21 protein-coding genes and 1 pseudogene are annotated in these 25,441 nt (G+C 69.9%); 5 read left to right on the top strand and 17 right to left on the bottom strand.

Annotation, left to right across the window (positions count from 1 at the left end; translation table 11 throughout):
* Positions 1-465: 465 nt before the first annotated feature.
* Both ACWGDB_RS32055 and ACWGDB_RS32050 read left to right on the top strand, forming a co-directional pair.
* Complete coding sequence (locus tag ACWGDB_RS32055; protein WP_453825641.1) at positions 466-1,068, top strand: hypothetical protein; 603 nt, start codon at positions 466-468, stop codon at positions 1,066-1,068.
* A 463-nt stretch (positions 1,069-1,531) separates the two neighbouring features.
* Positions 1,532-1,738, top strand: coding sequence for a DUF5999 family protein (locus tag ACWGDB_RS32050; protein ID WP_453825640.1), 207 nt, complete (start codon positions 1,532-1,534; stop codon positions 1,736-1,738).
* A gap of 135 nt (positions 1,739-1,873) precedes the next feature.
* On the opposite strand, the gene ACWGDB_RS32045 is transcribed toward ACWGDB_RS32050, so the two are convergent.
* From ACWGDB_RS32045 to ACWGDB_RS32000, 10 genes are all read right to left on the bottom strand, one after another.
* On the bottom strand, positions 1,874-2,947 hold the full coding sequence (locus ACWGDB_RS32045) for an endo-1,4-beta-xylanase (RefSeq protein ID WP_453825639.1): 1,074 nt from the start codon (positions 2,945-2,947) through the stop codon (positions 1,874-1,876).
* A gap of 55 nt (positions 2,948-3,002) precedes the next feature.
* On the bottom strand, positions 3,003-3,767 hold the full coding sequence (locus ACWGDB_RS32040; RefSeq protein WP_453825703.1) for a carbohydrate ABC transporter permease: 765 nt from the start codon (positions 3,765-3,767) through the stop codon (positions 3,003-3,005).
* Positions 3,768-3,853: 86 nt separating this feature from the next.
* Complete coding sequence (locus ACWGDB_RS32035; protein ID WP_453825638.1) at positions 3,854-4,852, bottom strand: carbohydrate ABC transporter permease; 999 nt, start codon at positions 4,850-4,852, stop codon at positions 3,854-3,856.
* Positions 4,853-4,858: 6 nt separating this feature from the next.
* Positions 4,859-6,154, bottom strand: a complete 1,296-nt coding sequence (locus ACWGDB_RS32030) for an extracellular solute-binding protein (protein ID WP_453825637.1) — start codon at positions 6,152-6,154, stop codon at positions 4,859-4,861.
* Positions 6,155-6,402: 248 nt separating this feature from the next.
* Entirely contained in the window at positions 6,403-8,052 is a 1,650-nt protein-coding gene (gene kdpA, locus ACWGDB_RS32025) for a potassium-transporting ATPase subunit KdpA (protein WP_453825636.1), read from the bottom strand.
* A 4-nt stretch (positions 8,053-8,056) separates the two neighbouring features.
* Positions 8,057-8,935 (bottom strand): potassium-transporting ATPase subunit C, encoded by an 879-nt coding sequence (locus ACWGDB_RS32020; RefSeq protein WP_453825635.1) that lies wholly within the window; start codon positions 8,933-8,935, stop codon positions 8,057-8,059.
* Positions 8,936-8,937: 2 nt separating this feature from the next.
* Positions 8,938-11,103 (bottom strand): potassium-transporting ATPase subunit KdpB, encoded by a 2,166-nt coding sequence (gene kdpB, locus ACWGDB_RS32015; protein ID WP_453825634.1) that lies wholly within the window; start codon positions 11,101-11,103, stop codon positions 8,938-8,940.
* Positions 11,103-11,192, bottom strand: coding sequence for a K(+)-transporting ATPase subunit F (gene kdpF, locus ACWGDB_RS32010; protein ID WP_453825633.1), 90 nt, complete (start codon positions 11,190-11,192; stop codon positions 11,103-11,105). Before kdpF (ACWGDB_RS32010) ends, kdpB (ACWGDB_RS32015) begins: the two co-directional genes overlap by 1 nt.
* A 132-nt stretch (positions 11,193-11,324) precedes the next feature.
* Positions 11,325-12,665 carry a diaminopimelate decarboxylase gene (gene lysA / locus ACWGDB_RS32005; protein WP_453825632.1) on the bottom strand — a complete coding sequence of 447 codons (1,341 nt, stop codon included), beginning with the start codon at positions 12,663-12,665 and terminating at the stop codon, positions 11,325-11,327.
* A 13-nt stretch (positions 12,666-12,678) separates the two neighbouring features.
* Positions 12,679-13,128, bottom strand: coding sequence for an SAV_915 family protein (locus tag ACWGDB_RS32000; protein WP_453825631.1), 450 nt, complete (start codon positions 13,126-13,128; stop codon positions 12,679-12,681).
* A 325-nt stretch (positions 13,129-13,453) separates the two neighbouring features.
* On the opposite strand from ACWGDB_RS32000, the gene ACWGDB_RS31995 reads away from it, so the two are divergent.
* Complete coding sequence (locus tag ACWGDB_RS31995; protein ID WP_453825630.1) at positions 13,454-14,017, top strand: universal stress protein; 564 nt, start codon at positions 13,454-13,456, stop codon at positions 14,015-14,017.
* Positions 14,018-14,052: 35 nt separating this feature from the next.
* Here the strand turns inward: ACWGDB_RS31995 and ACWGDB_RS31990 are convergent, their stop codons facing one another.
* From ACWGDB_RS31990 to ACWGDB_RS31960, 7 genes are all read right to left on the bottom strand, one after another.
* A complete protein-coding gene (locus ACWGDB_RS31990; protein WP_453825629.1) occupies positions 14,053-16,596 on the bottom strand; it encodes a DUF4118 domain-containing protein in 2,544 nt (847 codons plus the stop codon).
* 2 nt (positions 16,597-16,598) lie between these two features.
* On the bottom strand, positions 16,599-17,282 hold the full coding sequence (locus tag ACWGDB_RS31985) for a response regulator (RefSeq protein WP_453825628.1): 684 nt from the start codon (positions 17,280-17,282) through the stop codon (positions 16,599-16,601).
* A gap of 133 nt (positions 17,283-17,415) precedes the next feature.
* Positions 17,416-18,084: a potassium-transporting ATPase subunit C gene (locus tag ACWGDB_RS31980; RefSeq protein WP_453825627.1), complete on the bottom strand. Its 669-nt coding sequence runs from the start codon at positions 18,082-18,084 to the stop codon at positions 17,416-17,418.
* A gap of 5 nt (positions 18,085-18,089) precedes the next feature.
* Positions 18,090-20,222, bottom strand: coding sequence for a potassium-transporting ATPase subunit KdpB (gene kdpB, locus ACWGDB_RS31975; protein WP_453825626.1), 2,133 nt, complete (start codon positions 20,220-20,222; stop codon positions 18,090-18,092).
* The gene (kdpA, locus tag ACWGDB_RS31970) at positions 20,222-21,883 is read right to left on the bottom strand and encodes a potassium-transporting ATPase subunit KdpA (protein WP_453825625.1); all 1,662 of its coding nucleotides are present in this window, start codon (positions 21,881-21,883) and stop codon (positions 20,222-20,224) included. The genes kdpB (ACWGDB_RS31975) and kdpA (ACWGDB_RS31970) overlap by 1 nt, the downstream gene beginning before the upstream one ends.
* A gap of 8 nt (positions 21,884-21,891) precedes the next feature.
* A complete protein-coding gene (gene kdpF, locus ACWGDB_RS31965; protein ID WP_016434100.1) occupies positions 21,892-21,981 on the bottom strand; it encodes a K(+)-transporting ATPase subunit F in 90 nt (29 codons plus the stop codon).
* Positions 21,982-22,222: 241 nt separating this feature from the next.
* Positions 22,223-24,064, bottom strand: coding sequence for an APC family permease (locus tag ACWGDB_RS31960; protein ID WP_453825624.1), 1,842 nt, complete (start codon positions 24,062-24,064; stop codon positions 22,223-22,225).
* A gap of 263 nt (positions 24,065-24,327) precedes the next feature.
* Here ACWGDB_RS31960 and ACWGDB_RS31955 point away from each other — a divergent pair, with 263 nt between their 5' ends.
* Positions 24,328-24,888: a hypothetical protein gene (locus tag ACWGDB_RS31955; RefSeq protein WP_453825623.1), complete on the top strand. Its 561-nt coding sequence runs from the start codon at positions 24,328-24,330 to the stop codon at positions 24,886-24,888.
* Between the two features lie 72 nt (positions 24,889-24,960).
* Positions 24,961-25,296: pseudogene (locus ACWGDB_RS31950) on the top strand (cation transporter); the annotation flags it as partial.
* Positions 25,297-25,441: the final 145 nt, after the last annotated feature.

The raw sequence follows: 25,441 nt of genomic DNA, 5'->3' as shown, positions 1-25,441 counted from the left end.
CCCGCGGCGGCCCGGCGGCCGCTACTCTGTCGGACGTGACCGGCGGCACATTCACCGGGCATGGGGCACTATGCAGTTGCGGACGGCTCAAGGAAGTCGTGAAAAACGCCGACGAGAATTGGCCGACCGCACCCGGGGTATTTTTCGAGGTCATGGACGTATGACCGGTCGGCAATCGGGATGATTCCCGCAAATCACCGGCCGAATGGACCCTTGCCGGGTGCACCAAAAGCGGCTAGATGAAACATCATCTGAACACTCGTCGTATAAACTCCGCAATCAAGGCAGAGGGTTGGCGCCCACGGTCCCAGGGACCTGCCGTCAGGTGACGTACGGCAGGCCTCGCTGTTCCCCTCGCGCTCCCAGACCCCGGCCCCCGCCTCTCTGACCTCCGTGAGCAGACAGCGCCGTCCGCCCCCGCCACGCCCTCGCGCCACCGTGCCTGTCAATGAGAGGCGACCCACCATGCCGCTGCATGTTCCCCCGGCTCCCGCGCCCGCACTTCGCTCCGTCCTCACCGCACTCGGCTCGCCCACCGCGGTCCGCGAGGCCCGAACACCCTCCCTGCGCGCAGCCCAGGGCCCCGCCACACCCGAACTCCCGCTGCCCGTGCACGTCGTGGACGAAATCACCCCGGCAGGCGTGACCGCGACCCGGCTGGCCGGCTGGCGCTTCCTGATCCGGTGCGGGGAACGAGCGGTGGCCGCGGCCGAGACCCGGCTGACCCCGGACGGCTGGACCTTCTCGCACTTCTTCGAGGGCCCGTACATCGCCTCCACCGAACGGGCGTTGCGCCAGGCCGAGACGATCGCACAGCCCTACCAGCCGCGCCTGCTGTCGTTCCCCGGCCTCTACATGCTCACCCTCTGGCTGCACGGCGACTGCACCGCGGACGCCGCCACCGGCCACCCGGCCGCCACGGACCTCCTGGTGCCGCTGGCCCCCGCCCCGCCCGGCATCGCGGCTCATCTGCCGCACCTGGTCGCCGAGCTGCTCCCGGTGCTGACCCACCGGGCGACCCCGGCTCCGCTGCCCCCTCTGCCTCCGCTGCTCGGCTCACCCGCCTGACAGCGCGCCGCGCGAGCGCCCTCGTACCCCGCCGCCCCCATTCCCGGGTTGCGGGGTACGCCGCTGTCCGGGGCGGAATCGGACGGCACTCGACACTCGTACGAGCAGGAATGCACTCGCCTGAGCGAAGAATAGGCAAGAGTGCGAGGAGAATATCGCTCGCGCGAGCGACAATGCGCTCGAACGAGCCACTCAAGGCCCCGGCCCGTCCGGACTAGCCCCATCCGGCCACGGCGAACCACCCGAAATGACAGTGCAGTTGGGATGAACCGTCCGCGCGGGGGATGCGTCATCAACCTGTAAGAAAGCGGTGCTGCGAAATCCCTGCGGATTGACGCCCGTGGGGCAACACTGGGTTCCGACCGACTAATCACAACGGGGGGCGGCCATGAACGAAGCTTCACGCCGCGAAACAGACGCCACAGCCATCTCACACATCACGACAGAGCGAAAGATCCCATCCATGTGCCAGCACCAGCCACAGTGCCCCTCAGCCGACTCCGCCGACCGGGAATCCGCCCGTCTCGTGGCGCACCACCCGGAGCAGGGATGGAGCCTGCTGTGCAACGGTGTCCTGCTCTTCGAGGACACCGGTGAGCTCCTGCCGGACGGCCAGATCATCGCCCCGCACCGTCCGCTGGGCACCGGCAAGGTGATGACCGCCGCGTAGTGCCTTCCGGCGGCATGCCGGAGAGGTCCTGCAGCACTACCGGGCGGAGCGATCACCGACGCCCGGCGTACTTCCAGGGGCCGGTCGCAGACCCTGACTGCGAGCCGGCCCCCACGTGTATCCAGGGGTGGTCACTCAGCGTAGTTCGCCGTGCGCCGTGGCGGCCTGCCTCAGCGCCTGCCGTATCGCGAAGTACGCCGGCTTCGGACGCAGTTCCTCGTCCCACGGCAGCGCGGCACCCTCGCCCTCGAAGAACGCCGGGATCCAGGAGTACTTGTCGGTGTAGTCCCAGACGGTGACGCCGACACACCGGCGCACGGCCAGGCACGCCTCGGTCAGATCCCGGTACCACTCGGCCTGCTGGGCGAGCTTCTCCTCGGTCGCGGGCAGGACCATCCGGATGTCGACCTCGGTGAGCGCGGTGTCGAGCCCCAGCCCGGCGAAGCGCCGGAGGTTGTCCTCCAGCGTGGTCGGATAGCCGTACTGCAGTGCCAGGTGTGCCTGCAGCCCGATGCCGTCGAGCGGGACGCCCTGGGCCTTCAGTTCCTTCGCGAGACGGTGGTAGGCGTCGCTCTTCGGGCCGACCGCCTCGATGTTGTAGTCGTTGAGGTAGAGCTCGGCCTTCGGGTCGGCCTGGCGGGCCCAGCGCAGGGCGTCGGCGATGTAGCCGGGGCCGAGCGTCTTGTAGAAGACCGTCTCACGGTAGGAGCCGTCCTCGTTGAAGGCCTCGTTGACGACGTCCCAGGCGAACACCTTGCCCTTGTAGTGCCGTACCACCTGCTGGATGTGGTTCTTCAGTACGGCCCTCAGCTCGTCCGCCGTCCACTCGCGGCCGGTCAGCCAGCCGGGCAGCTGGCTGTGCCAGACGAGGGTGTGGCCGCGCACCTTCTGGTGGTTGGCGCGGGCGAGGTTGACGATCTCGTCGCCCTTGGAGAAGTCGAACACGCCCTGCTGGGGCTCGGTGGCGTACCACTTCATGCCGTTGCCGGGCGTGATCTGGTCGAACTCGCTGCCGAGGAGCGCCTTGTACGGCTCGTCGACGAGTTCGGGGTTGTCGGTCGCGCTGCCGAAGTAGCGGCCGTGGCGCTGGGCGAGGTCGGCGAGGGTGGGCGGCTTGCCGTGAGCCTGGGCTGCCGGGCCGCTCACGACGCCGGCGGCGACCAGGACGGCGGCGAGGGCGCCTGCGAGTCTCAGACGGTTCTTGCGCATGGTGCGACTCCTCACGTAGCGGTGGTGTGTTGAGCCGTACGTCCGCCTGCGCGCGTCAACCCTTGGTCGCGCCGGCGGTGAGGCCGCCGACGAGCTGGCGCTCGGCGACCGAGTAGAAGGCGAGTGCGGGGACCATGGCCAGCACCAGGTAGGCGAAGACGCGGGCGTAGTCCGCGGAGTACTGCCCCTGGAACTGCTGGACGCCGATCGGGATGGTCCACCACGTCGAGTCGGTGAACACCAGCAGCGGCAGGAAGAAGTTGTTCCAGCTGGTGACGACGGCCAGGACCGAGACGGTGCCCAGCGCGGGCCGTGCCATCGGCAGCAGCACCCGCCAGAAGAAACCGAAGGAGCTGCACCCGTCGAGCGTGGCCGCCTCCTCCAACTCGCCGGGGATGTCGCGGAAGAAGCCGCGCAGGATGATGATGGTCATCGGCAGCCCGAAGGCGGCCTGCGGAAGGATCACTCCGAGCGGGTTGTCCAGCAGGCCCAGGGAGCGCAGCAGCAGGAACAGCGGAAGGGCCGCGACCGCGAAGGGGAACATCAGCCCCATCGTGAAGAGGGTGAACAGCGTCTCCCGGCCCCGGAAGGCGAATCGCGCGAAGGAGAAGGCGGAGAGCGCGGAGACCGCCACGACCAGGACGGTCGTCCCCACCGCGATCAGTGTGCTGTTGCCGATCAGCCGCCAGAAGTCCCCCGAGCCGAGGATGTCCGTGTAGTTGCCGGCCACCCACGACTCCGGCAGCCCGACCGGGTTGCGGGAGAGCTCGTCGGTGGACTTGAAGCCGGACACGACGGCGTAGAGCAGGGGCACGACCATCACGGCGCCGACCACCAAGAGGATCACGTGCAGCGGCAGACTCTTCCTGCTGCTCGTCCTGCCCGTCTTCCTGCCGGACCTGGCCGTCACTTGGCGCCTCCCCGCATGGTCGTGGTGGCCCCTTCGAGGTCGCGGCGGAGCACGAACCGCTGGTAGGCGAGGGCGAAGACGAGGCTTATGCCGAACATGACCACGCTGATCGCGCCGGCGTAGCCGACCTGATAGCGCTTGAAGCCGTACTGGAACATGGTCACGGCCATCGTCTCGGAGTGGTGGTCGGGACCGCCCGCGGTGGTCACCCAGACCAGGTCGAAGAGCTGGATCGACCCGATGACGGACAGGAACACGCTGATGCGCAGGGTGGGCGCGAGGAGCGGCAGGGTGACGCTGCGAAAGCGCTGCCAGGCATTCGCACCGTCGATCAGCGCGGCCTCGGTCAACTCGGCCGGGATGGACTGGAGTCCGGCCAGGTAGAGCATCATGTGGAAGCCGAAGTACTTCCACGTCATGACCAGGAACAGGGTGGCCATGACCATGGACGGGTCGGCGAACCACTCGCCGCCGAGCCCGTCGAGGCCGATGTGGCCCAGGACCTGGTCGGCGAAGCCGTCGCCGGGGGCGAAGATCATGCCGAACAGGACGCCGGTGATGGCCTCGGACAGGACGTACGGCCCGAAGAACAGCATCCGGTAGAAGGCCCGGCCGCGCAGCTTCTGATTGAGCAGTACGGCCATGGCGAGCGCGAACGGCAGCTGTACGGCGAGCGACAGCGCGACCAGGATCAGGCAGCGCCACAGGTCGCCGAGGAAGACGGGGTCCTGGAAGAGCCGGGTGAAGTTGTCGGCGCCGATGTAGTCGGACGGCATGCCGAAGCCGCCCCAGCGGAAGAAGGCCGCGTACAGCGCGAACAGCATCGGCAGCAGCACCAGGACGAGGAACAGCACCAGCGCGGGCACCTGGAAGCCGACCGCGGTGAGCCAGTGCAGGGCCCGACGCCGGGCCCGTCCGCGAGCCGCTCCGGTGGGCGGGGGCGCGGGATCGACGCCGGGGCCGGTGCGCTTGTCCGGCAGGAACGTGGAGGTCATCGCCGGCTACTGCTCTTCCTTCGCGGCCTGCGTGATCGACTCGGCCACCTGCTGGGGTGACTTGGACCCGGCGACGAGCGCGCCGACGCTGTCGTTGACCTCCTGGCCGACGGCGGGCGCATAGGCCTGGTCGAGATAGAGCTGGAAGCCGGTGGCGCCCTTCAACTGTGCCTGTACGGCCTTGATGTTGGGGTCGGGGATGGCACGCTCGGCGGCCGGGACCACCGGCAGGGCTCCTGTCTTCTTGACGAGCTCCACGTCGGTCGCCTCGGAGGCGAAGAACTTCAGGAAGTCGACGGCGGCCTGCGGAGCCCCGCTGCGCAGGGCGTGCCCGCCGCCCCCGCCGAAGACCTCGGTGATCGCGCCCTTGCCGCCGTCGACCTCGGGGAACGGGAAGAATCCGAGGTCCTCGCCAAGACCCTTGCCGGCATCCGCCTGCACGACCGGGGCCCACTGCCCCATGAGCTCCATGGCCGCCTTGCCGTTGCCGACCGCGGCGGCCTGGCCGGTGGGGGTGGAGTAGGCGGCGCCGAGGAAGCCCTTCTGGAACGGCTGGAGGTCGACGAGTTCCTGTAGGTGCTGACCGGCCTGCACGAAGGCGTCGCCGGTGAAGTCCTTGTCGTCGTACGCCTTCTGCAGGGCTGAGGCACCCGCGGTGCGCATCGAGAGGTACGCCCAGTAGTACATGCCGGGCCACTTCTCCTTGCCGGCGAGGGCGAGCGGGGTGATGCCCTTGGCCTTCAACTTCCCTACGGCGTCGAGGAAGTCGCTCCAGGTGGTCGGCGGCTCGCTGACGCCCGCGTCCTCGAAGAGCGCCTTGTTGTACCAGAAGCCGATCATGCCGATGTCGAACGGGATGCCGTAGACCTTCTCGTCCAGGAGATACGGCTCCTTCGCGACCGGCAGCAGGCCGTCGGCGAAGTCCTTGGTGCGGTCGGTGAGGTCCTCGACGAGTCCGGCGTCGACCTGCTGCTTGAGGACGCCGCCGCCCCAGGTGTGGAAGATGTCGGGCAGCTTCCCGGACGCGGTCAGAGCCGTCATCTTCGACTTGTAGGCGTCGTTCTCCAACTGGACGATCTTTATCTTCACCTTGGGGTTCTGGGCCTCGAACTTCGCGGCCAGCGCCGCCCAGACGCCCTTCGTCGGCTCGGTGGTGGAGATGTTCCACCACTCGATGGTGGTCGTGCCGTCCGACGACCCTCCGTCCGAGTCACCGCCGCAACCGCTCAGTGCCGTGATGCCCACACCGGTCGCGGCCGAGGCCGCCAGGAAGCCTCGGCGGGACAGTCCCGGGTCGCCCATGATGCGCTCCTTGGGTTAGCTTCGAAAGTTTCGGAATCGATCCAGAAAGCTTCGCTGTTGCCGCACCCTAGAGACAGCTGCCAAACGGTGGCAACCCTTTGAACGCGGTGAATCCGCGGTAACTGACCTCCGCTTAAGGCCCGAAACATTCGACCTTGGAGGCGAACATTAAGTAGCCGGGCTGGAACGACGATGCCCGAGTCGGCGCAGGGCCGACTCGGGCTCGGTGCGGGGTGACACCCCGCCTCCTACAGGAGCCCCTCCGCCAGCGGGCCCAGGGACAGGGCCGGCAGGAAGTTGAGGAGCGCCAGGATGAGGGCGGCACCGGTGGCCAGGGCGACGAAGTTGACGCCGCGGGCCTGGAGCGTGCCGACCGTGACCACGCCGGGTTGCTGACGGGCCAGCCGTCCGGCGAGGGCGAGCAGGAACGCCATCGGGAGGTAGCGGCCGATCAGCATGGCCGCGCTCATCAGCAGGTTGTGGAAGTCGGTGGCACCGTTGAAGCCCGCCATCGCGCTGCCGTTGCTGTTGACGTTGGAGGTGTAGGCGTACACCAGCTCCGTCAGACCGTGCGGTCCCGCGTTGCCCATGGACGACTGGCCGTGGCCGAGCGCCACCGCGAACGCCGCGCAGCCGAGGATCGCCGTGGGGGCGACCAGCGCGTACAGGACGACGTAACGCATCTCGGGGAAGCCGATCCGCTTGCGCAGGTACTCGGGGGTGCGGCCGACCATCAGGCCGCCGATGAAGACCGCGATCATGACCGCCATGAGCAGGCCGTACAGGCCGCTGCCCGTCCCGCCGGGGGCGATCTCGCCGAGCATCATCGCCGACAGCAGCACCCCGCCGCCGAGGCTGGAGAAGCTGTCGTACGACGCGTTCGCCGCGCCGTCGGCCGTACCGGTGGCCGCCACGCCGAAGAGCGTGGACGCGGGGATGCCGAAGCGGGTCTCGGTTCCCTCGTACTGCCCGCCGACCGCCTCGGTCACCGTGCCGTTGTGGGCGCTCTGCGCGAGATTGCCGGCGGCGAGGAGCAGGCCGAAGAGGATGCCGACGACCGCGAGCAGCGTCCAGCTCTGGCGGAGGGAACCGATCATGCGGCCGTAGGCCCGGATGAAGGCGGTCGGGATCAGCAGCATCAGCACGATCTCGATCGCGTTGGTCACCGCGGTGGGGTTCTCGAAGGGGTGCGCGCTGTTGGCGTTGAAGACACCGCCGCCGTCGCCCGACATCAGCTTGAGCGGCTCCCAGGAGCCGACCGGGCCGCCGAGCAGCGTCTGCTGTCCGCCCGCGACCGTGGTGGCGGTCTGGGCGCCGGACAGGTTCTGCGGGACGCCCAGGGCGATCAGGACGATGCCGAAGACGATCGACAGGGGCAGGATGACCCGGAAGATCGTGCGGATCAGGTCCACCCAGAAGTTGCCCAGCCGGTCGGTGTCGCGGCGGACCAGGCCCCGGATCAGGGCCAGCGCGGCGCAGATGCCGACGGCCGCGGAGGCGAAGGCCTGCACGCCGAGTCCCGCCATCACCGCGAGGTGGCCGGTGGTGGACTCGCCCGCGTAGTTCTGCCAGCTGGTGTTGGTGGTGAAGCTGACCGCGGTGTGCAGGGCGAGCCGCCAGGGCATGCCCGCGTGGCCGGTGGACCAGGGCAGCTTGCCCTGGAGGGTGAAGAGCGCGAACAGCGCGGCGATGCTCGCGAGGCTGAAGGCGAGGAGGGCGAACAGGTAGTGCCGCCAGTCCTGTTCGCGGTCGGGGTCGACACCGCAGGCCTTGTAGAGCACGCGCTCGGCGCGTCTGTGCGGGCCGCCGTCGAGGGTGCGTGCCATGTAGTCGCCGAGCGGGACGTGCAGTCCGACGACGACCGCGAGGATGAGGGTGGCCTGGAGCCAGCCGTACATGGGTTCAGGCTCCCTTGGCCGAGACGGGATGGGTGCGGTCGAGGGCCGCGTTCAACTCCACGACGTTCACGGCCGGTTCGCCGAGGACGCCGAGTCCGCGGCCGCTGGTGAACTCGTCGATCAGGTCGCGTACGGCGCTCTCGCTCATCGCGCGTTCACGAGCGACGCGCGGGGTCTGAAGTTTCGCGTACGCGGGGCTGATCTGCGGGTCGAGGCCGCCGGCGCTCGCGGTGACCGCGTCGGCCGGGACCTTCGGGTGCGCGGACGCGTTGCCCCTCACCGGCGTGACGACGGCTGCGGAGTAGTCGGCGCCGGGCTTGCCGCAGTCGACCTCCACCCCCTCGTAGGAGGCGAGGAAGGGCTTGGCCGGGCATGCCTGGTTGAGGCTGACGACCCGGGTCGCGGTGCCCGTGGCGCCGTCGGCCCGGAACACACCGAGGACCGCGCCGACCCCGTCGTCCGTGCAGTACGGGCGGGAGCCGTCGACACGCTCCAGCTCACCGACCGCCTTGCTGCGTGCGCAGACCTGGGTGAGCAGGCTCTGCTTGCCGTCGGGCCCGAGTACGTCGACGGTCGACTCCGGGCCGAGGTTGCCGGCGGCGGAGGCCGAGGCGTCGTAGCCGTCACCGGCGTTGGAGGGCCGGGTCTGGAAGTAGGACGGGATCGGCTCACCCTTCTCGTCGAGGAAGGACTGGCCGATCAACTTGCTCCCTCCGGTGGAGAGTTCGGAACCGCGTGCCTGGTCCCGCAGGCCGGGGACCTGGGCGATGGCGGTCATTCCGAGCGGGTAGGCCAGCCCGAGGAGGACCGTGAGCACGATGACCACCCGGATCGCCGCCACATGGTGGCCGACCCAGGCGGGCGTTCTGGACAGGAGGTTCATGGTCAGATCCCGGGGATGAACTGGACGACGGCGACGTCGATGAACTTGATCGCGAGGAAGGGCAGGATCAGACCGCCCAGGCCGTAGATCCAGAGGTTGCGCGTGAGCAGGGCGTCGGCGCTGCTCGGTCGGTAGCGCACACCGCGCAGGGCCAGCGGGATCAGCGCGACGATGATCACGGCGTTGAAGATCACCGCCGAGAGGATGGCGGACGTCGGCGAGTGCAGCCGCATCACATTGACCGCGTCGAGCGCCGGGTAGATCCCACCGAACATGGCGGGGAGGATGGCGAAGTACTTGGCGATGTCGTTGGCGAGGGAGAACGCGGTCAACGCGCCCCTGGTGATGAGGAGTTGCTTGCCGATCTCGACGATGTCGATGATCTTCGTGGGATCGGAGTCGAGGTCGACCATGTTGCCGGCCTCTTTGGCGGCCGAGGTACCGGTGTTCATCGCCACGCCGACGTCCGCCTGCGCGAGCGCCGGAGCGTCGTTCGTGCCGTCGCCGGTCATCGCGACCAGCTTTCCCCCGGCCTGTTCCCGCTTGATCAGGGCGAGCTTGTCCTCGGGAGTCGCCTCCGCGAGGAAGTCGTCCACGCCCGCCTCGTCCGCGATGGCCTTCGCGGTGACCGGGTTGTCGCCGGTGACCATGACCGTGCGGATGCCCATGCGGCGCAGTTCGGCGCAGCGTTCGCGCAGGCCGGGCTTGACGACGTCCTTGAGGTGGACGACACCGAGCAGCCGGGCGGGGCCCTCGCCGACACACTCGGCCACGGCGAGCGGGGTGCCGCCGGAGGCCGAGATCCGCTCCACGCAGGCGTCGAGGGCGGCGGGAACCGTGCCGCCGTTGTCCCGCACCCAGCCGGCGACCGCGGAGGCGGCGCCCTTGCGCAGCCGTCGGCTGCTCGGCAGGTCCACGCCGGACATCCGGGTGGTGGCGCTGAAGGTCACCCATTCGGCGTCGGAGGGGGCCGTCTCCGCCACGCCGAATTGCTCGTGCACGTACTCGACGATCGACCGCCCCTCGGGCGTCTCGTCGGCGAGGCTCGACAGCAGGGCGGCGTCCGCCAGTTCACGGCCGGTGACCGACTCGAGCGTCCGTATCCCGCTCGCCCGCCGGTTGCCGTAGGTGATGGTGCCGGTCTTGTCGAGCAGCAGCGTGTTGACATCACCGGCGGCCTCGACCGCGCGTCCCGACATCGCGAGCACGTTGCGCTGGACGAGCCGGTCCATGCCGGCGATGCCGATCGCCGAGAGCAGCCCGCCGATGGTGGTCGGGATGAGGCAGACCAGGAGCGACACCAGCACGATGCCGGTCACGCCGTTCGCCGTGAGCGCCGCGGTGTCGGGGGCGGCCGCCCTGGCGTCCTGGGAGAAGATCGCCATCGGCTGGAGGGTGAGGACCGCGACCAGGAAGACGAACGTCAGCATGACGAGCAGCAGGTTGAGGGCCAGCTCGTTCGGTGTCCGCTGTCGGTCGGCGCCCTCGACGAGGGAGATCATCCGGTCCAGGAAGGACTCGCCGGGCTCCTGGGTGACGCGTACGACGATCCGGTCGGACAGCACGCGGGTGCCACCGGTGACGGCCGAGCGGTCGCCGCCCGACTCCCGGATGACGGGCGCGGACTCGCCGGTGATGGCCGACTCGTCGATGCTGGCGACGCCCTCGATGACGTCGCCGTCGCCGGGCACCAGCTCCCCCGCCTCGACGACCACGACGTCGCCGCGCCGCAACTGCCCGGCGCCGACGCTCTCCTCGATGTAGTCCCCCTCGGCGGCGCCCGGCTCCCACCCCGCGAGCCGGCGGGCGACCGTCTGGCGCCGCATGCCGCGCAAGGTGTCCGCCTGTGCGCGGCCCCGGCTCTCGGCCACGGCCTCGGCGAGGTTCGCGAAGACGACGGTGAGCCATAGCCAGGCGGTGATCAGCCAGCCGAACAGGGTCGGGTGGGCGAGGGCGATGCCGGTGGTGAGGGCGGCACCGATCTCGGTGACGAACATGACCGGGTTGCGGGCCAGGGTCACGGGGTTGAGCTTGCGCAGCGCGTCGGGCAGGGCGATCCAGAGCTGCTTCGGGTCGAGCAGTCCGGCGCCGATCCGGCGGGCGGGAGCCGGCCCCGGTGGGCCCACGTCGATGTCGGGCTTCTCTCTCACGGGTGCGGGCGCGGTCATCAGAAGCGCTCCGGTTTGAGCAGGGCCACCACGAGGTAGGCCAGCAGACCGATCACGACGATCAGCCCGACGATGTTCTCGGCAGTCACAAGGACCTCACGTGTTGCGTATGAGCGGTGGGAACGAGGGGTACGGGGGCATGGCTTGGACACCTCCGGGCGAGGGCCGGGCCGGTGGCTCGCCCGGAGGTGGATCGGGGACGTGCGGGGATGCGGCGTCGGCTACAGACCCACGTCGCGGCTGCGGATGTCCTCCAGCGACTCGCGGCGGATCAGGAGCCGGGCCTGGCCGTCGTCCACGGCGACCACGGGCGGGCGGCCGACCATGTTGTAGCCGGATGCCATGGACAGGTGGTAGGCGCCTGCCGCCGGGACGGCGAGCACGTCGCCGGGACGGATGTCGTCGGGGAGTTCGACGTCGGTGGCGAGGATGTCGCCCGCCTCGCAGTGGCGGCCCACCACGGTCACCGGGGTCGGGGCCGCGGTGCTGTGCCGGCCCACCAGACGGGGCGCGTAGCGCACCCCGTACAGAGCGGGCCGGGGGTTGTCGCTCATGCCGCCGTCCACCGCGACGTAGGTGTGCGCTCCGGTGCGCTTGACGGACAGGACGTGGTAGAGCGCGACTCCGGCCGGACCCGCGATGGCCCTGCCTGGCTCGATGATGAGGCGGGGCACGGTGATTCCGGCCGCCGCACACGCCCCGGCCAGCTCGGTGCGCACCTTGCGGGCCAAGGTGGTGAGGTCCAGGGCGGGTTCGCCCGGCCGGTAGGCGATGCCATGGCCGCCGCCCAGGTCGAGTTCGCGCAGGACCAGGCCGTGCTGTTCGTACAGCCGGGCCATCAGGCCGACCATGCGGCGTACGGCGGCCAGATACGGCTTGACACTGGTGATCTGGGAGCCCAGGTGGCAGTGCAGGCCGGTCAGTTCGAGCTGCGGCTGGTCAAGTATCCGGGCGATGGCGTGCTGGGCGTAGCCGTCCCTGATGGACAGGCCGAACTTCTGGTCCTCGGTGCCGGTGCGGATCTTCTCGTGACCGCCGGCGCTGATGCCGGGCACCACGCGGACCATCACCTTCTGGTGGCCGTCGGGCCCGACCGCCGCGGCCAGCCGGGCGATCTCGGAGGGGCTGTCGATGACGATGCGGCCGACGCCGAGGCGTAGGGCGGTCTCCAGGTCGCGCGGGGACTTGGCGTTGCCGTGCAGCACGATCTTCTCCGGCGGGAAGCCGGTGGTGACCGCGAGCTCCAGCTCACCGGCCGAGCAGACGTCCAGCCCCAGGCCCTCCTCGTCCACCCAGTGGATCATCGCCCGGCACAGGAACGCCTTGGCGGCGTAGAGGACTTCGGCCTCCGGAAAGGCGTGCTTGTAGGTACGGCAGCGCTCGCGGACCTCGTCCTCGTCGATGACGTAGACGGGCGTACCGAAGCGGTCGGCGACATCGGCGAGCGGCACACCGCCGACGGTGATCTCGCCCTCGCGGGGCTCGACGGCCGAGGCGGGCCACACCGAGAGGGCGTGGGCGGCGGTCGCGGTGGTGACGGCGGGTTCGTGAATGGTGGTCATCGTGCGTTCCCCCTCAGCCGATCCACATGGTCAACGCGGAGATGAGCGCGGCGGCGCCGGTCACTCGCAGGGCTCCTACGGCCTGGGGGTCCCAGGCGCCTTCACGGAATCGGGGACCGGCGTGCTCGGCGCTGTCCCGCGTGGCGGGCGCGTTCGCGGTACGGGCGGTCGCGGTCGGGGCGGGGGCGCAGAACTGGGGGTCCACCGTGACGGTCGTGACGCCGAGCGGCGCGGTCAGGGAGCGCAGGGCGGGCTCGGCGAGCCGGATCCAGGGCTGGTCGGGGCCGAGCGTCGCGGTCAGTTTCCGCTGGGAGGTGAACCCCACGGCCGTACGGTCGCCGATGGGCGTGCGGAAGAGGCGGGCCGCGCAGGCGGCCTGTCCCGGCCGGACCGGAACGTACAGAGGGCCGGCCGGGAACCGATCAGAAGGCTCCGGGTCTTCGTCGTACTGGATGTCTGCCATGGGGTGCCTCCGGATGGAACCGAGGTGGATCGGGTGGTTGCTGATGCCCCGGACGCGGGGAGGCGGACCGGGGCTCGCAACTGACGCTATGCCCGGTGCCCCCGGGTTCCGGACGGCTCATGACGGGATGCTGACGGCGATCGGCCGGACTCTGACGGGATGCTGACACCCGGCCCGCGAGGCCTGGGAGGAGGCCGTCAGAGGTGTGCCAAGAAGTGCCGTCGGGGCTGGCTGTGGGGGTGCGGCAGGCGTGTGATGGAAGGGGCCCGTCGTGGGCTTCCCGCGGGAGCAGCCCGCGGCACGTGCAAAGAGGAACGGTGGAGTCATGTCTGGTAGCGACGGCCCCGCGACACCACGGGTCGTGGTGGGCGTGAGCGGCTCCCTGGGCAGCCTCACCGCCCTGTCCCGGGCCGCCGACGAGGCGCGCCGGCGCGGCGCCGAGCTGTGGCCGGTGCTCGCCTGGCAGCCGCCGGGCGGGGACCTCGCCGCGCGGCGGGGTCCCGCGTCGAGCCTGCTGACCGACGAGTGGCAGCGCCTGGCGCGTGAGCGGCTCGTCGGCGTCCTGAAGGACGTGTTCGGCGAGGCCGGCCCCGGCGTGTGGATGTACGCCCTGGTCGCCCAGGGCAGCCCTGGGCTGGCCCTGGTGGAGATCGCCGACCGCGAGGACGACGTCCTGGTCGTCGGCGCGGGCCGCCGCAGCCACTTGCATCGCGCCTGTCACCGCTCCGTGAGCCGCTACTGCCTGGCCCACGCCGCCTGCCCGGTCCTCGCGGTACCGCCCTCCCCGCTGGAGTCGGAGCTCGCGGCCGTGCACCGGCGCAACGCATGGCGGCTGCGGTTGCACACCGGGCATCTGGCCGGGGAGACGGTGCCGCGGGAAGGGGCGTGACCCGGGCCGGCGCCGTGCGGAGTGTCGTGGCGCCGCTACGACACCACCGCTGCCGGGAGCTCCGGGCCGTCCGGCTTTCGCCCCTGCGCGATCCGCAGGCTCAGCACCATGGTCAGCCCGCCCCCTGGCGTGTCCTCGGCCGTGATCGTGCCGCCCATCGCCTCGGCGAAACCGCGGGCGACCGCGAGGCCGAGCCCCACGCCGGCGCCGCGCGGGGCGTCGCCGTAGCGCTGGAAGGGCTCGAAGATGCGTTCCTTGGCCTCGTCCGGGACGCCCCGACCACGGTCGACCACGCGTACCTCGACCCGGTCGCGGATGGCGCTCGCGGAAACCAGCACGGGCTCGTCCTGCGGGCTGTACTTGACGGCGTTCTCGACGACGTTGGCGACGACGCGCTCCAGCAGGCCCTTGTCGACACCGACCATGGGCAGCGTCTCCGGAATGTCGAGCCCCACGCTGCCCTCCGGCACCCCGCCGAGCGCCATCGGCACCACCTCGTCGAGGTCGATCTCCCGGATCAGCGCAACGACCGTGCCGGTCTGCAGGCGCGACATGTCCAGCAGGTTGCCGACGAGGAGGTCGAGGCGGTCGGCGCCCTCCTCGATCGCCTGGAGCAGTTCGGCCTCGTCCTCCTCGGACCAGGCCACGTCGTCGGACCGCAGTGAGGAGACCGACGCCTTGATGCCGGCGAGCGGCGTTCGCAGGTCGTGGCTGACGGCGGCCAGCAGCGCCGTACGGATCCGGTTGCCCTCGGCCAGTTCCTTGGCCTTGTCGGCTTCGTGCCGCAGGCGCCGGCGGTCGAGGACCACGGCGGACTGCGCGGCGAAGGCGGCGAGCACCCGGCGGTCCTCGGCGGGCAGCACCCGGCCGGTCAGCGCGAGCGCCAGGTGGTCGCCGACCGGCACATCCACGTCCGCGTCGTCGGGGTCCTGGCAGGGCCGGGGACCCACACTGCCCGCGCAGGTCCAGGGGTCGACGTCGCTCTCCCGTTCCAGCAGCGCCACCGACTCCATGCCGAACGTCTCGCGGACCCGCTCCAGCAGCGCCTCCAGGCTGGTCTCACCGCGCAGCACGTTCCCGGCGAGGAAGGAGAGGATCTCCGACTCGGCGCGCAGGCGGTTCGCCTGGTGGGTGCGCCGGGCCGCCAGGTCCACCACCGAGGCCACCGCCACCGCGACGCCGACGAAGATCGCGATGGCGACGATGTTCTTCGGGTCGGCGATGGTCAGCGTGTGGACGGGCGGGGTGAAGAACCAGTTGAGCAGCAGCGAACCGACCACCGCGGACGCCAGCGCCGGCAGCAGGCCGCCGAGCAGCGCCGACGCCACCGTCAGGGACAGATACAGCAACATGTCGTTGGCGAGGCCGACTTCGGGGGCGACGTGCGTCAGCAGCACCGTGAGGACGGCCGGGCCGAGCACGCCGACGAGCCAGCCCCAGATGATCCGCGACCGGCCGAGCCGCGCGCCGCGGGGCAGCGGCAGCCCGCGTCCCTTGCCCGCCTCGTCGTGTGTGATCAGGTGGACGTCGAGGTCAGGGCCCGACTCGCGGGCGACCGTGGCACCGACGCCGGGTCCGAAGACGTACTGCCAGCCCTTGCGCCGGGAGACCCCCAGCACGATCTGGGTGGCGTTCACACCGCGCGCGAAGTCCAGCAGGGCGACGGGGACGTCGTCGCCCACGACGTGGTGGAACGTGCCGCCGAGGTCCTCCACCAGCCCTCGTTGTACGGCGAGTTCCTTCGGCGACGAGGACGTCAGCCCGTCGCTGCGGGCGATGTAGACGGCCAGCACCTCACCGCCGGCGCCCTTCTCCGCCAGCCGGGCGGCCCGTCGGATCAGCGTCCGCCCCTCGGGGCCACCGGTGAGCCCGACGACGATCCGCTCCCGCGAACCCCAGATCGTCGAGACCTCGTGTTCGCTGCGGTAGGCGTTGAGGTATTCGTCGACCCGGTCCGCCACCCAGAGCAAGGCCAGTTCGCGCAGGGCGGTCAGGTTGCCGGGACGGAAGTAGTTGGACAGGGCCGCGTCGACCTTGTCCGGCTTGTAGATGTTGCCGTGTGCCATCCGCCGGCGCAGCGCCTGGGGCGACATGTCAACCAGTTCCACCTGGTCCGCCCGGCGTACGACCTCGTCGGGGACGGTCTCCTGCTGCCGCACACCGGTGATCGACTCGACGACGTCGCCCAGCGACTCCAGATGCTGGATGTTGACCGTCGATATGACGTCGATCCCGGCCGCGAGCAGCTCCTCCACGTCCTGCCAGCGCTTGGCGTTGCGGGAGCCGGGGATGTTGGTGTGGGCGAGCTCGTCCACCAGCGCCACCTTGGGCCTGCGGGCGAGGACGGCGTCGATGTCCATCTCCGTGAAGGAGGTGTCCCGGTACTGGAGGTCCTTTCGCCGGATCTGTTCCAGGCCGTGCAGCATCACCTCGGTGCGCGGCCGGTCGTGGTGCTCCACGAACGCGACCACGCAGTCGGTACCGCGCTCCACCCGCCGGTGCGCCTCGGACAGCATCGCGTACGTCTTGCCGACGCCCGGTGCCGCGCCGAGGTAGATCCGAAGCTTGCCGCGTGCCATGTTCACCCTTCGAAGCGGTAACCCATGCCGGGTTCGGTGATGAGGAAGCGGGGGTGCGAGGGGTCCCTCTCCAGCTTGCGCCGCAATTGCGCCATGTAGACCCGCAGGTAGTTGGTCTTGCTGCTCTGGGAGACCCCCCAGACCTCCTGGAGCAGATGCTTCTGTGTGATGAGACGGCCGGGGTTGGTGACCAGGATCTCCAGCAGGTGCCACTCCGTCGGCGTGAGCCGGACGTCATGACCGGCGCGCGCGACCTTCTTGGCGAGCAGGTCGATGGTGAACTCGTCCGTCTCCACGAACGTCGTCTCGGGGCCGAGCGGGCTCTCCTCGGTGCGGCGGACGGCGGCCCGCAGCCGGGCCATCAGCTCGTCCATGCTGAAGGGCTTGGTGACGTAGTCGTCCGCGCCCGCGTCCAGCGCTGCGACCTTCTCCCCGGAGGCCTGCCGGGCCGACAGCACGAGGATGGGCACCCGGGTCCAGCCGCGCAGGGCCTTGATGACGTCGACGCCGTCCATGTCGGGCAGCCCCAGGTCCAGCAGGACCACGTCGGGCTGGCGGGCGGCCGCCAGTCGCAGGGCCGTGGCCCCGTCGGGCGCCGGGTCCACTCCGAACCGGCGTGCCTGCATGTTGATCACCAGCGCCCGCACCAGCTGCGGGTCGTCCTCCACCACCAACACCCTGGTCATGGGTGCACGCCTTTCCTGTCTGACGGTCGGCCGTGATCGCCGGCAGCGCTGCGACCGGCTTCATGGCGGCGGGAGCCGGCGGAACCGGGAAGTTTCCCAGGCCACCGACTCCCGCTCGGGTCGCGTAACGCCATCAGCCCTTGGCCACGAGTTCCTTGAGCGCGATGTTGAGTTCGAGGACGTTCACGCGGGGCTCTCCCATGAAGCCGAGCGTGCGGCCCTCCGTGTTGTCGTCGACCAGCTTCTGCACCTGGTCGGCCGACAGCCCGTTCTTCTCGGCGACCCGGTTGACCTGGAGGTCGGCGTAGGCCGGGGAGATGTTCGGGTCCAGGCCGGAACCAGAGGACGTCACCGCGTCGGCGGGGACCTCCGACGGCTTGACCTTGTAGTCGGCGGTCGAGTTGTCCTTGACGACGGCGGCCTTGGCGTCCTTCACCCACTGGATGAGCTCTTCGTTGTCGCCGGACCGGTTGGTCGCGCCGGACAGGATGAGGCTGTACTGGGTGTTGACGCTGTTGGCGCCGAGACCGTTCTGCGGGCGGCCCTGGAACCACTTCAGATCGGGATCCGGGGTCTCCTGGCCCTCCTTCAGCGGCAGGTTGTACGCCTGGCCGATCAGGGAGGACCCGACGACCTTGCCGTCCGCCTTGATCTCGGAGCCGTTCGCCTTGTTGTTGAACAGCGCCTGGGCCACACCGGTGACGACCAGCGGATAGATGACACCCGTCACCAGGGTCAGCACGAGGAGGGCACGCAGGCCCGCCCCGAGCAACCTGGCGGTGTTCGATACGGAGTTGTTCATGGCGGTCAGCCGATCCCGGGGATGAGGGAGATGAGCATGTCGATGATCTTGATGCCGATGAAGGGCGCGATCAGGCCGCCGAGACCGTAAATGGTCAGGTTCCGGCGCAGCATCCTGTCGGCGCTGACCGGCCGGTACTGCACGCCCTTCAGGGACAGCGGCACCAGCGCGATGATGATCAGCGCGTTGAAGATGACCGCGGACAGGATCGCGGAGTCCGGCGAGGACAGGCCCATGACGTTGAGCTTGTCCAGGCCCGGGTAGACGGCCGCGAACAGCGCCGGGATGATCGCGAAGTACTTCGCGACGTCGTTGGCGATGGAGAACGTGGTCAACGCGCCCCGGGTGATCAGCAGTTGCTTGCCGATCTCGACGATCTCGATGAGCTTGGTCGGGTTCGAGTCGAGGTCGACCATGTTGCCGGCCTCCTTGGCGGCCGACGTACCGGTGTTCATCGCCACGCCGACGTCGGCCTGGGCCAGCGCGGGCGCGTCGTTCGTACCGTCACCGGTCATCGCGACCAGCTTGCCGCCCGCCTGTTCCCGCTTGATGAGCGCCATCTTGTCCTCGGGAGTCGCCTCCGCGAGGAAGTCGTCGACGCCCGCCTCGTCGGCGATCGCCTTGGCGGTCAGCGGGTTGTCACCCGTGATCATGACGGTCTTGATGCCCATGCGGCGCAGTTCCTCGAACCGCTCGCGCATGCCGTCCTTGACGACGTCCTTGAGGTGGATGACGCCGAGGATCCGAGCGCCGTCGGCATCCTCCACGGCGACCAGCAGCGGCGTGCCGCCGGCCTCGGAGATGCGGTTGGCGATCGTGTCCGCGTCGTCGGCGATCGTCCCGCCCTGCTCGCGCACCCAGGCGATGACCGAACCGGCGGCGCCCTTGCGGATCTTGCGGCCGTCGACGTCCACGCCGGACATGCGGGTCTGCGCGGTGAACGCGATCCACTCGGCACCGGACAACTCGCCCTGGTGACGCTCGCGCAAGCCGTACTTCTCCTTCGCCAGTACGACGATGGAGCGGCCCTCGGGCGTCTCGTCGGCCAGCGACGACAGCTGGGCCGCGTCGGCGACCTCGGCGTCGGTCGTCCCGGTGACCGGCACGAACTCGGCGGCCTGACGGTTGCCGAGCGTGATGGTGCCGGTCTTGTCGAGCAGCAGCGTGGAGACGTCACCGGCGGCCTCGACCGCGCGGCCCGACATCGCCAGTACGTTGCGCTGCACAAGGCGGTCCATGCCCGCGATGCCGATCGCGGAGAGCAGGGCGCCGATCGTGGTCGGGATCAGACAGACCAGCAGGGCGACCAGCACGACCAGCGTCAGGTCCGTGCCCGCGTAGTCCGCCAGCGGCGGCAGGGTGGCGCAGGCCAGCAGGAAGACGATCGTCAGCGAGGCGAGCAGGATGTTCAGCGCGATCTCGTTCGGCGTCTTCTGCCGGGCCGCGCCCTCGACCAGGTTGATCATCCGGTCGATGAAGGTCTCGCCCGGCTTCGTCGTGATCTTGATGACGATGCGGTCGGAGAGGACCTTCGTGCCGCCGGTGACCGCGGAACGGTCGCCGCCGGACTCACGGATGACCGGGGCCGACTCACCGGTGATCGCCGACTCGTCGACGGACGCGACGCCCTCGATGACGTCACCGTCACCCGGGATGATGTCGCCGGCCTCGCAGACGACCAGGTCACCGATCTTCAGCTCGGTGCCCGGCACGCGCTCTTCGACAGAACCGTTGAGCCGGCGCGCCACGGTGTCCGTCTTGGCCTTGCGCAGCGTGTCGGCCTGGGCCTTGCCGCGGCCCTCGGCGACGGCCTCCGCGAGGTTGGCGAAGATCACCGTCAGCCACAGCCAGGCGCTGATCGTCCAGCCGAACCAGTCGCCCGGGTCCTTGAAGGAGAAGACGGTGGTCAGGATGGAGCCGATCCACACCACGAACATCACGGGCGACTTGACCATCACCCGCGGGTCGAGCTTGCGGAACGCCTCCGGCAGTGACTTGACCAGCTGCTTCGGGTCGAAGAGGCCCGCGCCGACACGGCCCTCGGGGGACTTGTGCCCGGTGGGTACGTCGCTGTGCGGCGCCCGGGTCGGAGTGGCTGTGGACATCGAGTCCTCTTGCTTCTCTATGCGAGTGGTCATCACGCCAGCCCCTCGGCCAGCGGTCCCAGCGCAAGGGCCGGGAAGTACGTGAGACCGGTGATGATGATGATCGTGCCGACGAGCAGGCCCGCGTACAGGGGCTTGTCGGTGCGCAGCGTGCCCGCGGTGGCCGGTACCGGCTTCTGCTCGGCGAGCGAGCCGGCCAGCGCCAGCACGAACACCATGGGCAGGAAGCGGCCGAACAGCATGCACAGGCCGAGCGTGCTGTTGAACCACTGCGTGTCCGCGTTCAGACCGGCGAAGGCCGAGCCGTTGTTGTTGGAGGCGGACGTGTAGGCGTAAAGGATCTCGGAGAACCCGTGCGCCCCGCTGTTGGTCATGGAGTTCGCCGGGGTCGGCAGCGCCATCGCGAAGGCGGTGAACACCAGGACCAGCGCCGGCGTGATCAGGATGTAGCAGGCGGACAGCTTGATCTCGCGGGAGCCGATCTTCTTGCCCAGGTACTCGGGCGTGCGGCCGACCATCAGACCGGCGATGAACACCGCGATGATCGCCATGATCAGCATGCCGTAGAGGCCGGAGCCGGTACCACCGGGCGCGATCTCGCCCAGCATCATGCCGAGCATGGTGATGCCGCCGCCGAGGCCGGTGAAGGACGAGTGGAAGGAGTCCACCGCGCCGGTCGAGGTGAGGGTGGTCGCCACAGCGAAGATCGACGAGCCGCCGACGCCGAAGCGCAGCTCCTTGCCCTCGTACGCCCCGCCCGCGAGGTCGAACGCCGGGCCGTGGTGGGCGAACTCGGTCCACATCATCAGGGCCGTGAAACCGAGCCAGATGGTGCCCATCGTGGCGAGGATCGCGTAGCCCTGCTTGACCGAGCCGACCATGACGCCGAAGGTGCGGGTCAGCGCGAACGGGATGACGAGGATCAGGAAGATCTCGAAGAGGTTGGAGAACGGGGTGGGGTTCTCGAACGGGTGGGCGCTGTTGGCGTTGAAGTAACCGCCACCGTTGGTGCCCAGCTCCTTGATGGCCTCCTGCGAGGCGACCGCGCCGCCGTTCCACTGCTGCTGGCCGCCCATGAACTGGCCGACCTCGTGGATGCCGGAGAAGTTCTGGAGGGCACCGCACGCGACCAGGACGATCGCACCGATCGTCGCGATCGGTACCAGGATGCGGACGGTGCCGCGGACCAGGTCCGCCCAGAAGTTGCCCAGCTCACCGGTGCGCGAGCGCGAGAACCCGCGCACCAGGGCCACGGCGACGGCGATGCCGACGGCCGCGGAGACGAAGTTCTGCACGGCCAGACCGGCGGTCTGCACGACGTGCCCCATGGCCTGCTCGCCGTAGTACGACTGCCAGTTGGTGTTGGTCACGAAGGACACGGCGGTGTTGAACGCCTGGTCCGGGTCGATCGAGGCGAAGCCCAGCGAACCGGGCAGCACGCCCTGTATCCGCTGGAGCAGGAAGAGGAACAGGACGCCGACGGCGGAGAAGGCGAGGACGCCGCGCAGGTACGCGGTCCAGCGCATCTCGGTGTCGGGGTTGGCACCGATGCCCTTGTAGATCCACTTCTCGACACGCCAGTGCTTGTCGGAGGAGTAGACCTTGGCCATGTAGTTGCCAAGCGGCTTGTAGACGAGCGCCAGGGCTGCGATCAGAGCCAGCAGCTGGAGCACGCCTGCGAGTACGGGACCCATGTCTAGTCTCAGAACCTCTCCGGGAAGATCAGGGCGAGGACGAGATAGCCCAGCAGGGCGACGGCCACGACGAGGCCGACGATGTTCTCGGCAGTCACAGCTTGGTCACCCCCTTGGCGACGAGAGCCACCAGTGCGAAGCACGCGATCGTGGTGACGACGAAGGCCAGATCGGCCATCGTGAACTCCTGGAGTGAGGTTCGTTGGACAGGGACGGTTCGAGGAAACAGCCTTCGTGGCCGGAATCGAGCGCCGTTGACGGCTCCCTTACGGCCCACTGCGCGCCTTTGACGGAACTCTTACGGCGAGACGATCACCGCAGGTCGCAGACGCGCCGGGGTCAGAACAAGCGGAACCGCAATCGGCAGATCACCGCGTCCGTCTCCTTGCGTACGGCGTGCGCGACCACGGCGCCCCGCTGGTTCTGCAGCAGCCGCTGCCACAGCCGCTCCGGTTCGGTCTCCGGGATCAGCACGGTGACCCGGGTGGCCGGCTCCGAGGCCATGACCTCGCGGACGTACGCGGCGATGGGGCGGCCCAGGGAGCGCCGCTCGCTGGTGAGCCGGACCAGAGGGACACCGGGGTCCCACTCGGCCCAGGAGAGCTCCAGGGCGTACAGCGCGGCCCGGTCCTCGGGGTCGGGATGGCAGACGGTGACCGCGCGGACCTCGTCGCCCAGCGAGGCGGCCGCGGTGAGGGCCTCGCAGGTGAGCCGGGAGAGCGAGGAGACGGGCACGAGCACGACCGAGCGGTCGCGGTGCGGATGCTCGGGGATGCGGCCGAGGCCCAGGCGCTCGCCGATGCGGGTGTAGGCGCGGTGCACGGTCTCGAAGGCCAGGACCAGCAGGGGCAGAGCGATCACGATCAGCCAGGCGCCCTCCCCGAACTTGGTGGCGGTGACGACGACGGCCGAGACACCGGTCAGCAGTCCCCCGAAGCCGTTGAGCGCCGCCTTGCCACGCCACCCGGGCCCGCGCTCGATACGCCAGTGCCGGACCATGCCGACCTGCGCGATGGTGAAGCCGACGAAGACGCCGATGGCGAAGAGCGGCACGAGGGTGTTGGTGTCGCCGCCGGAGAAGACGATCAGCGCGGTGGAGACGGCGGCCAGCGCCAGCACACCGTGCCGGTGCACCTGGCGGTCGGCCTTCAGTGCGAAGACGTGCGGCAGGTAGTTGTCGCGGGCGAGCAGTTTCAGCAGCACCGGGAGGCCGCCGAAGGAAGTGTTCGCGGACAGGGCGAGCAGGATCATCGTCGCGAACTGGATGACGTAGAAAGCCCAGTTGTGGCCGAGGGAGGCGTCCGCGAGCTGGGCGAGGACGGTGACGCCCTCGACCGGCTGGAGGTGGAAGCGGGAGATCAGCACGGACAGGCCGATCAGCATCACGCCGAGGAGGGCACCGAGTGCGATTTCCGCACGCTGGGCGCGCTTGACGCGGGGAACCCGGAAGGAGGGCACGGCGTTGGCGATGGCCTCGACGCCGGTGAGGGCGGAGCACCCGGAGGCGAAGGCCTTGAGCAGGAGCAGGGCACCGACCGTGGTGGCGTTGTCGGAGAGGACCGAGACGTGCCCGGCGGCCGTCGCGGTGCTGACCGGCTCGGAACGGAACAGGCCGACGGCGATGAGCACGAAGATCGAGCCGACGAACACCACTGTCGGCACGATGAACGCCTTGGCCGATTCCACGATGCCCCGCAGGTTGACCGCCGTGATCAGCGCGAGCACGGCCAGGCACAGCCACAGCCGGTCGTCGTAGAGGGCCGGGAAGGCGGAGGTCAGGGCGGCCACACCGGCGGTTACGGCGACGGCCACGTTGAGGACGTAGTCCAGGACCAGCGAGGCCGCCGCGACCAGGCTGGTCCGCTTGCCCAGATGCGTCTTGGCCACGGCGTAGGATCCACCGCCGTCCGGGAAGGCCGCGATCACCTGTCGGTAGGAGGCGACCAGCACCGCCAGCAGGCCGGCGATGGCGAGCGTGACCGGGAGCGTGAAGCCGAGGCCATGGGCGCCTGCGGCGGCCAGCACCAGCACGATCGCCTCGGGACCGTACGCCACCGACGCCATGGCGTCGAGGGACAGGGCGGCCAGACCTGTGACGGCGGTGAGCCGGTGCCGTTCGCCGGTATCCGGCGGTTCCTCGTCGGCGGGGGTCGCCCCCGGCACGGTGGTCAGGACGGACATGGGATGCGTGCTCCTTCGTACGGACGAGCCGTCACGTGCGAGGGGTGCCCGTGACTGACCAAGGTTGTGTCCGGATCCCGACGTACCCGACCGTTCCTTGCGCGTTCTTCGCGCTCAGGCGACCGTCCTTGACGGCATATTGACGCGCGCGGACGCGCAACAGCCGCGCCGTGTCGCTGTGGTCGCGTCAAGAACCGCCGGGCGCTCGTCAGGGTCCCATCAAGGTGCGCCGCCGCGGCTCGCGCGATCCCTACGGTCGCCGTATGGCACACCACAACGCTGCACGTGACAGCGATCTGATCGGGGAACCGGCCCAGGCCATCGCCGAAACGGCGTACGACCGCCGTTGGGCACGTGATCTGCTCGACTCGGTCCGCTGTGCGGCCGTGCTCCTGGGTCTGCTGTACGTGATCGACTGGGGCGCCGACACCCTCACCTCCGCACGCGCCGCCCTGTGGGTCGCGCTGGCGGTCCTGCTCTTCGTGGTGCTCTGCCCGGCGCGTGTCTCGGCCGGCGAGGGCTGGCTGGCCTCCCGGCGTCTGCTGCGCCCTCGGCGCGTCCGCACCGACCTGCTCGTGTCGGTGCGCTGCCTGGACGGTGTGTCCCAGCGCCTGGTGCTGCGCGACGCATTCGGCGAGCGCGTCGAGGTCGACCCGCGCGTCCTGGTCGACAACCCGGACCTCTGGCACCGCCTGCATGCGGACGCACACACGTCACTGACCCGCGGCACCCTGTTGTGCGGGGCCACCGCCCTGCGACTCCTGTCCGAACGAATCGATCGCGAGAACGCGGCCACCGTGTTCAAGGTCTCCGAGCTGGACTAGCCGAGGGTCCGGTGCCGTCGGCTCCACCTGTCCGCCGGACGCGGCTGCAGGCCGACGCACCGTATGCCCATGTTCGTCACCATCGACGCCGTCCGCGCGCCGGCCGGTACCGGCGAGGCCGAACGTTCCGTCCCCGGCATCGTCATCGCCGCCCCCTCGCTCGCGGTGATGCCGTTCCTGTCCGCCGCCCAGCGCAAGGCCGGTCGCGAACCTCATTCCGCCGGCGCCGTGGCCGGCGGCCCCCTCGCCGTCACCCGCCGCCACCCACCCCGAGTCACTGCCGCCATCGCCGTCAAGGATGGCCGCGACGCCCGGCAGGGCAAGGGGTGCTGCGCCCCCGCCGCCGCGGCGGTGCCCTCCACCGGCACCGCGACAGACGCCTGCGGCTGCCGCCCCGGCTGGGACTGCTGCGGCTGGACCGCCGATACCCGTGCACGCAAGGGACTCCGGCCATCACGCGGCCGGAGTCCTGCGCTGCCCATGATCAATCTCAGCGCCAACCGCTGTACCGACGTCCCCCAAGGACGGCATCACCCTCGCATGCCCGGTCGTC

This window comes from Streptomyces sp. NPDC055013 (assembly GCF_053608645.1).
This window is presented reverse-complemented; position numbering and strand designations above follow the sequence as displayed.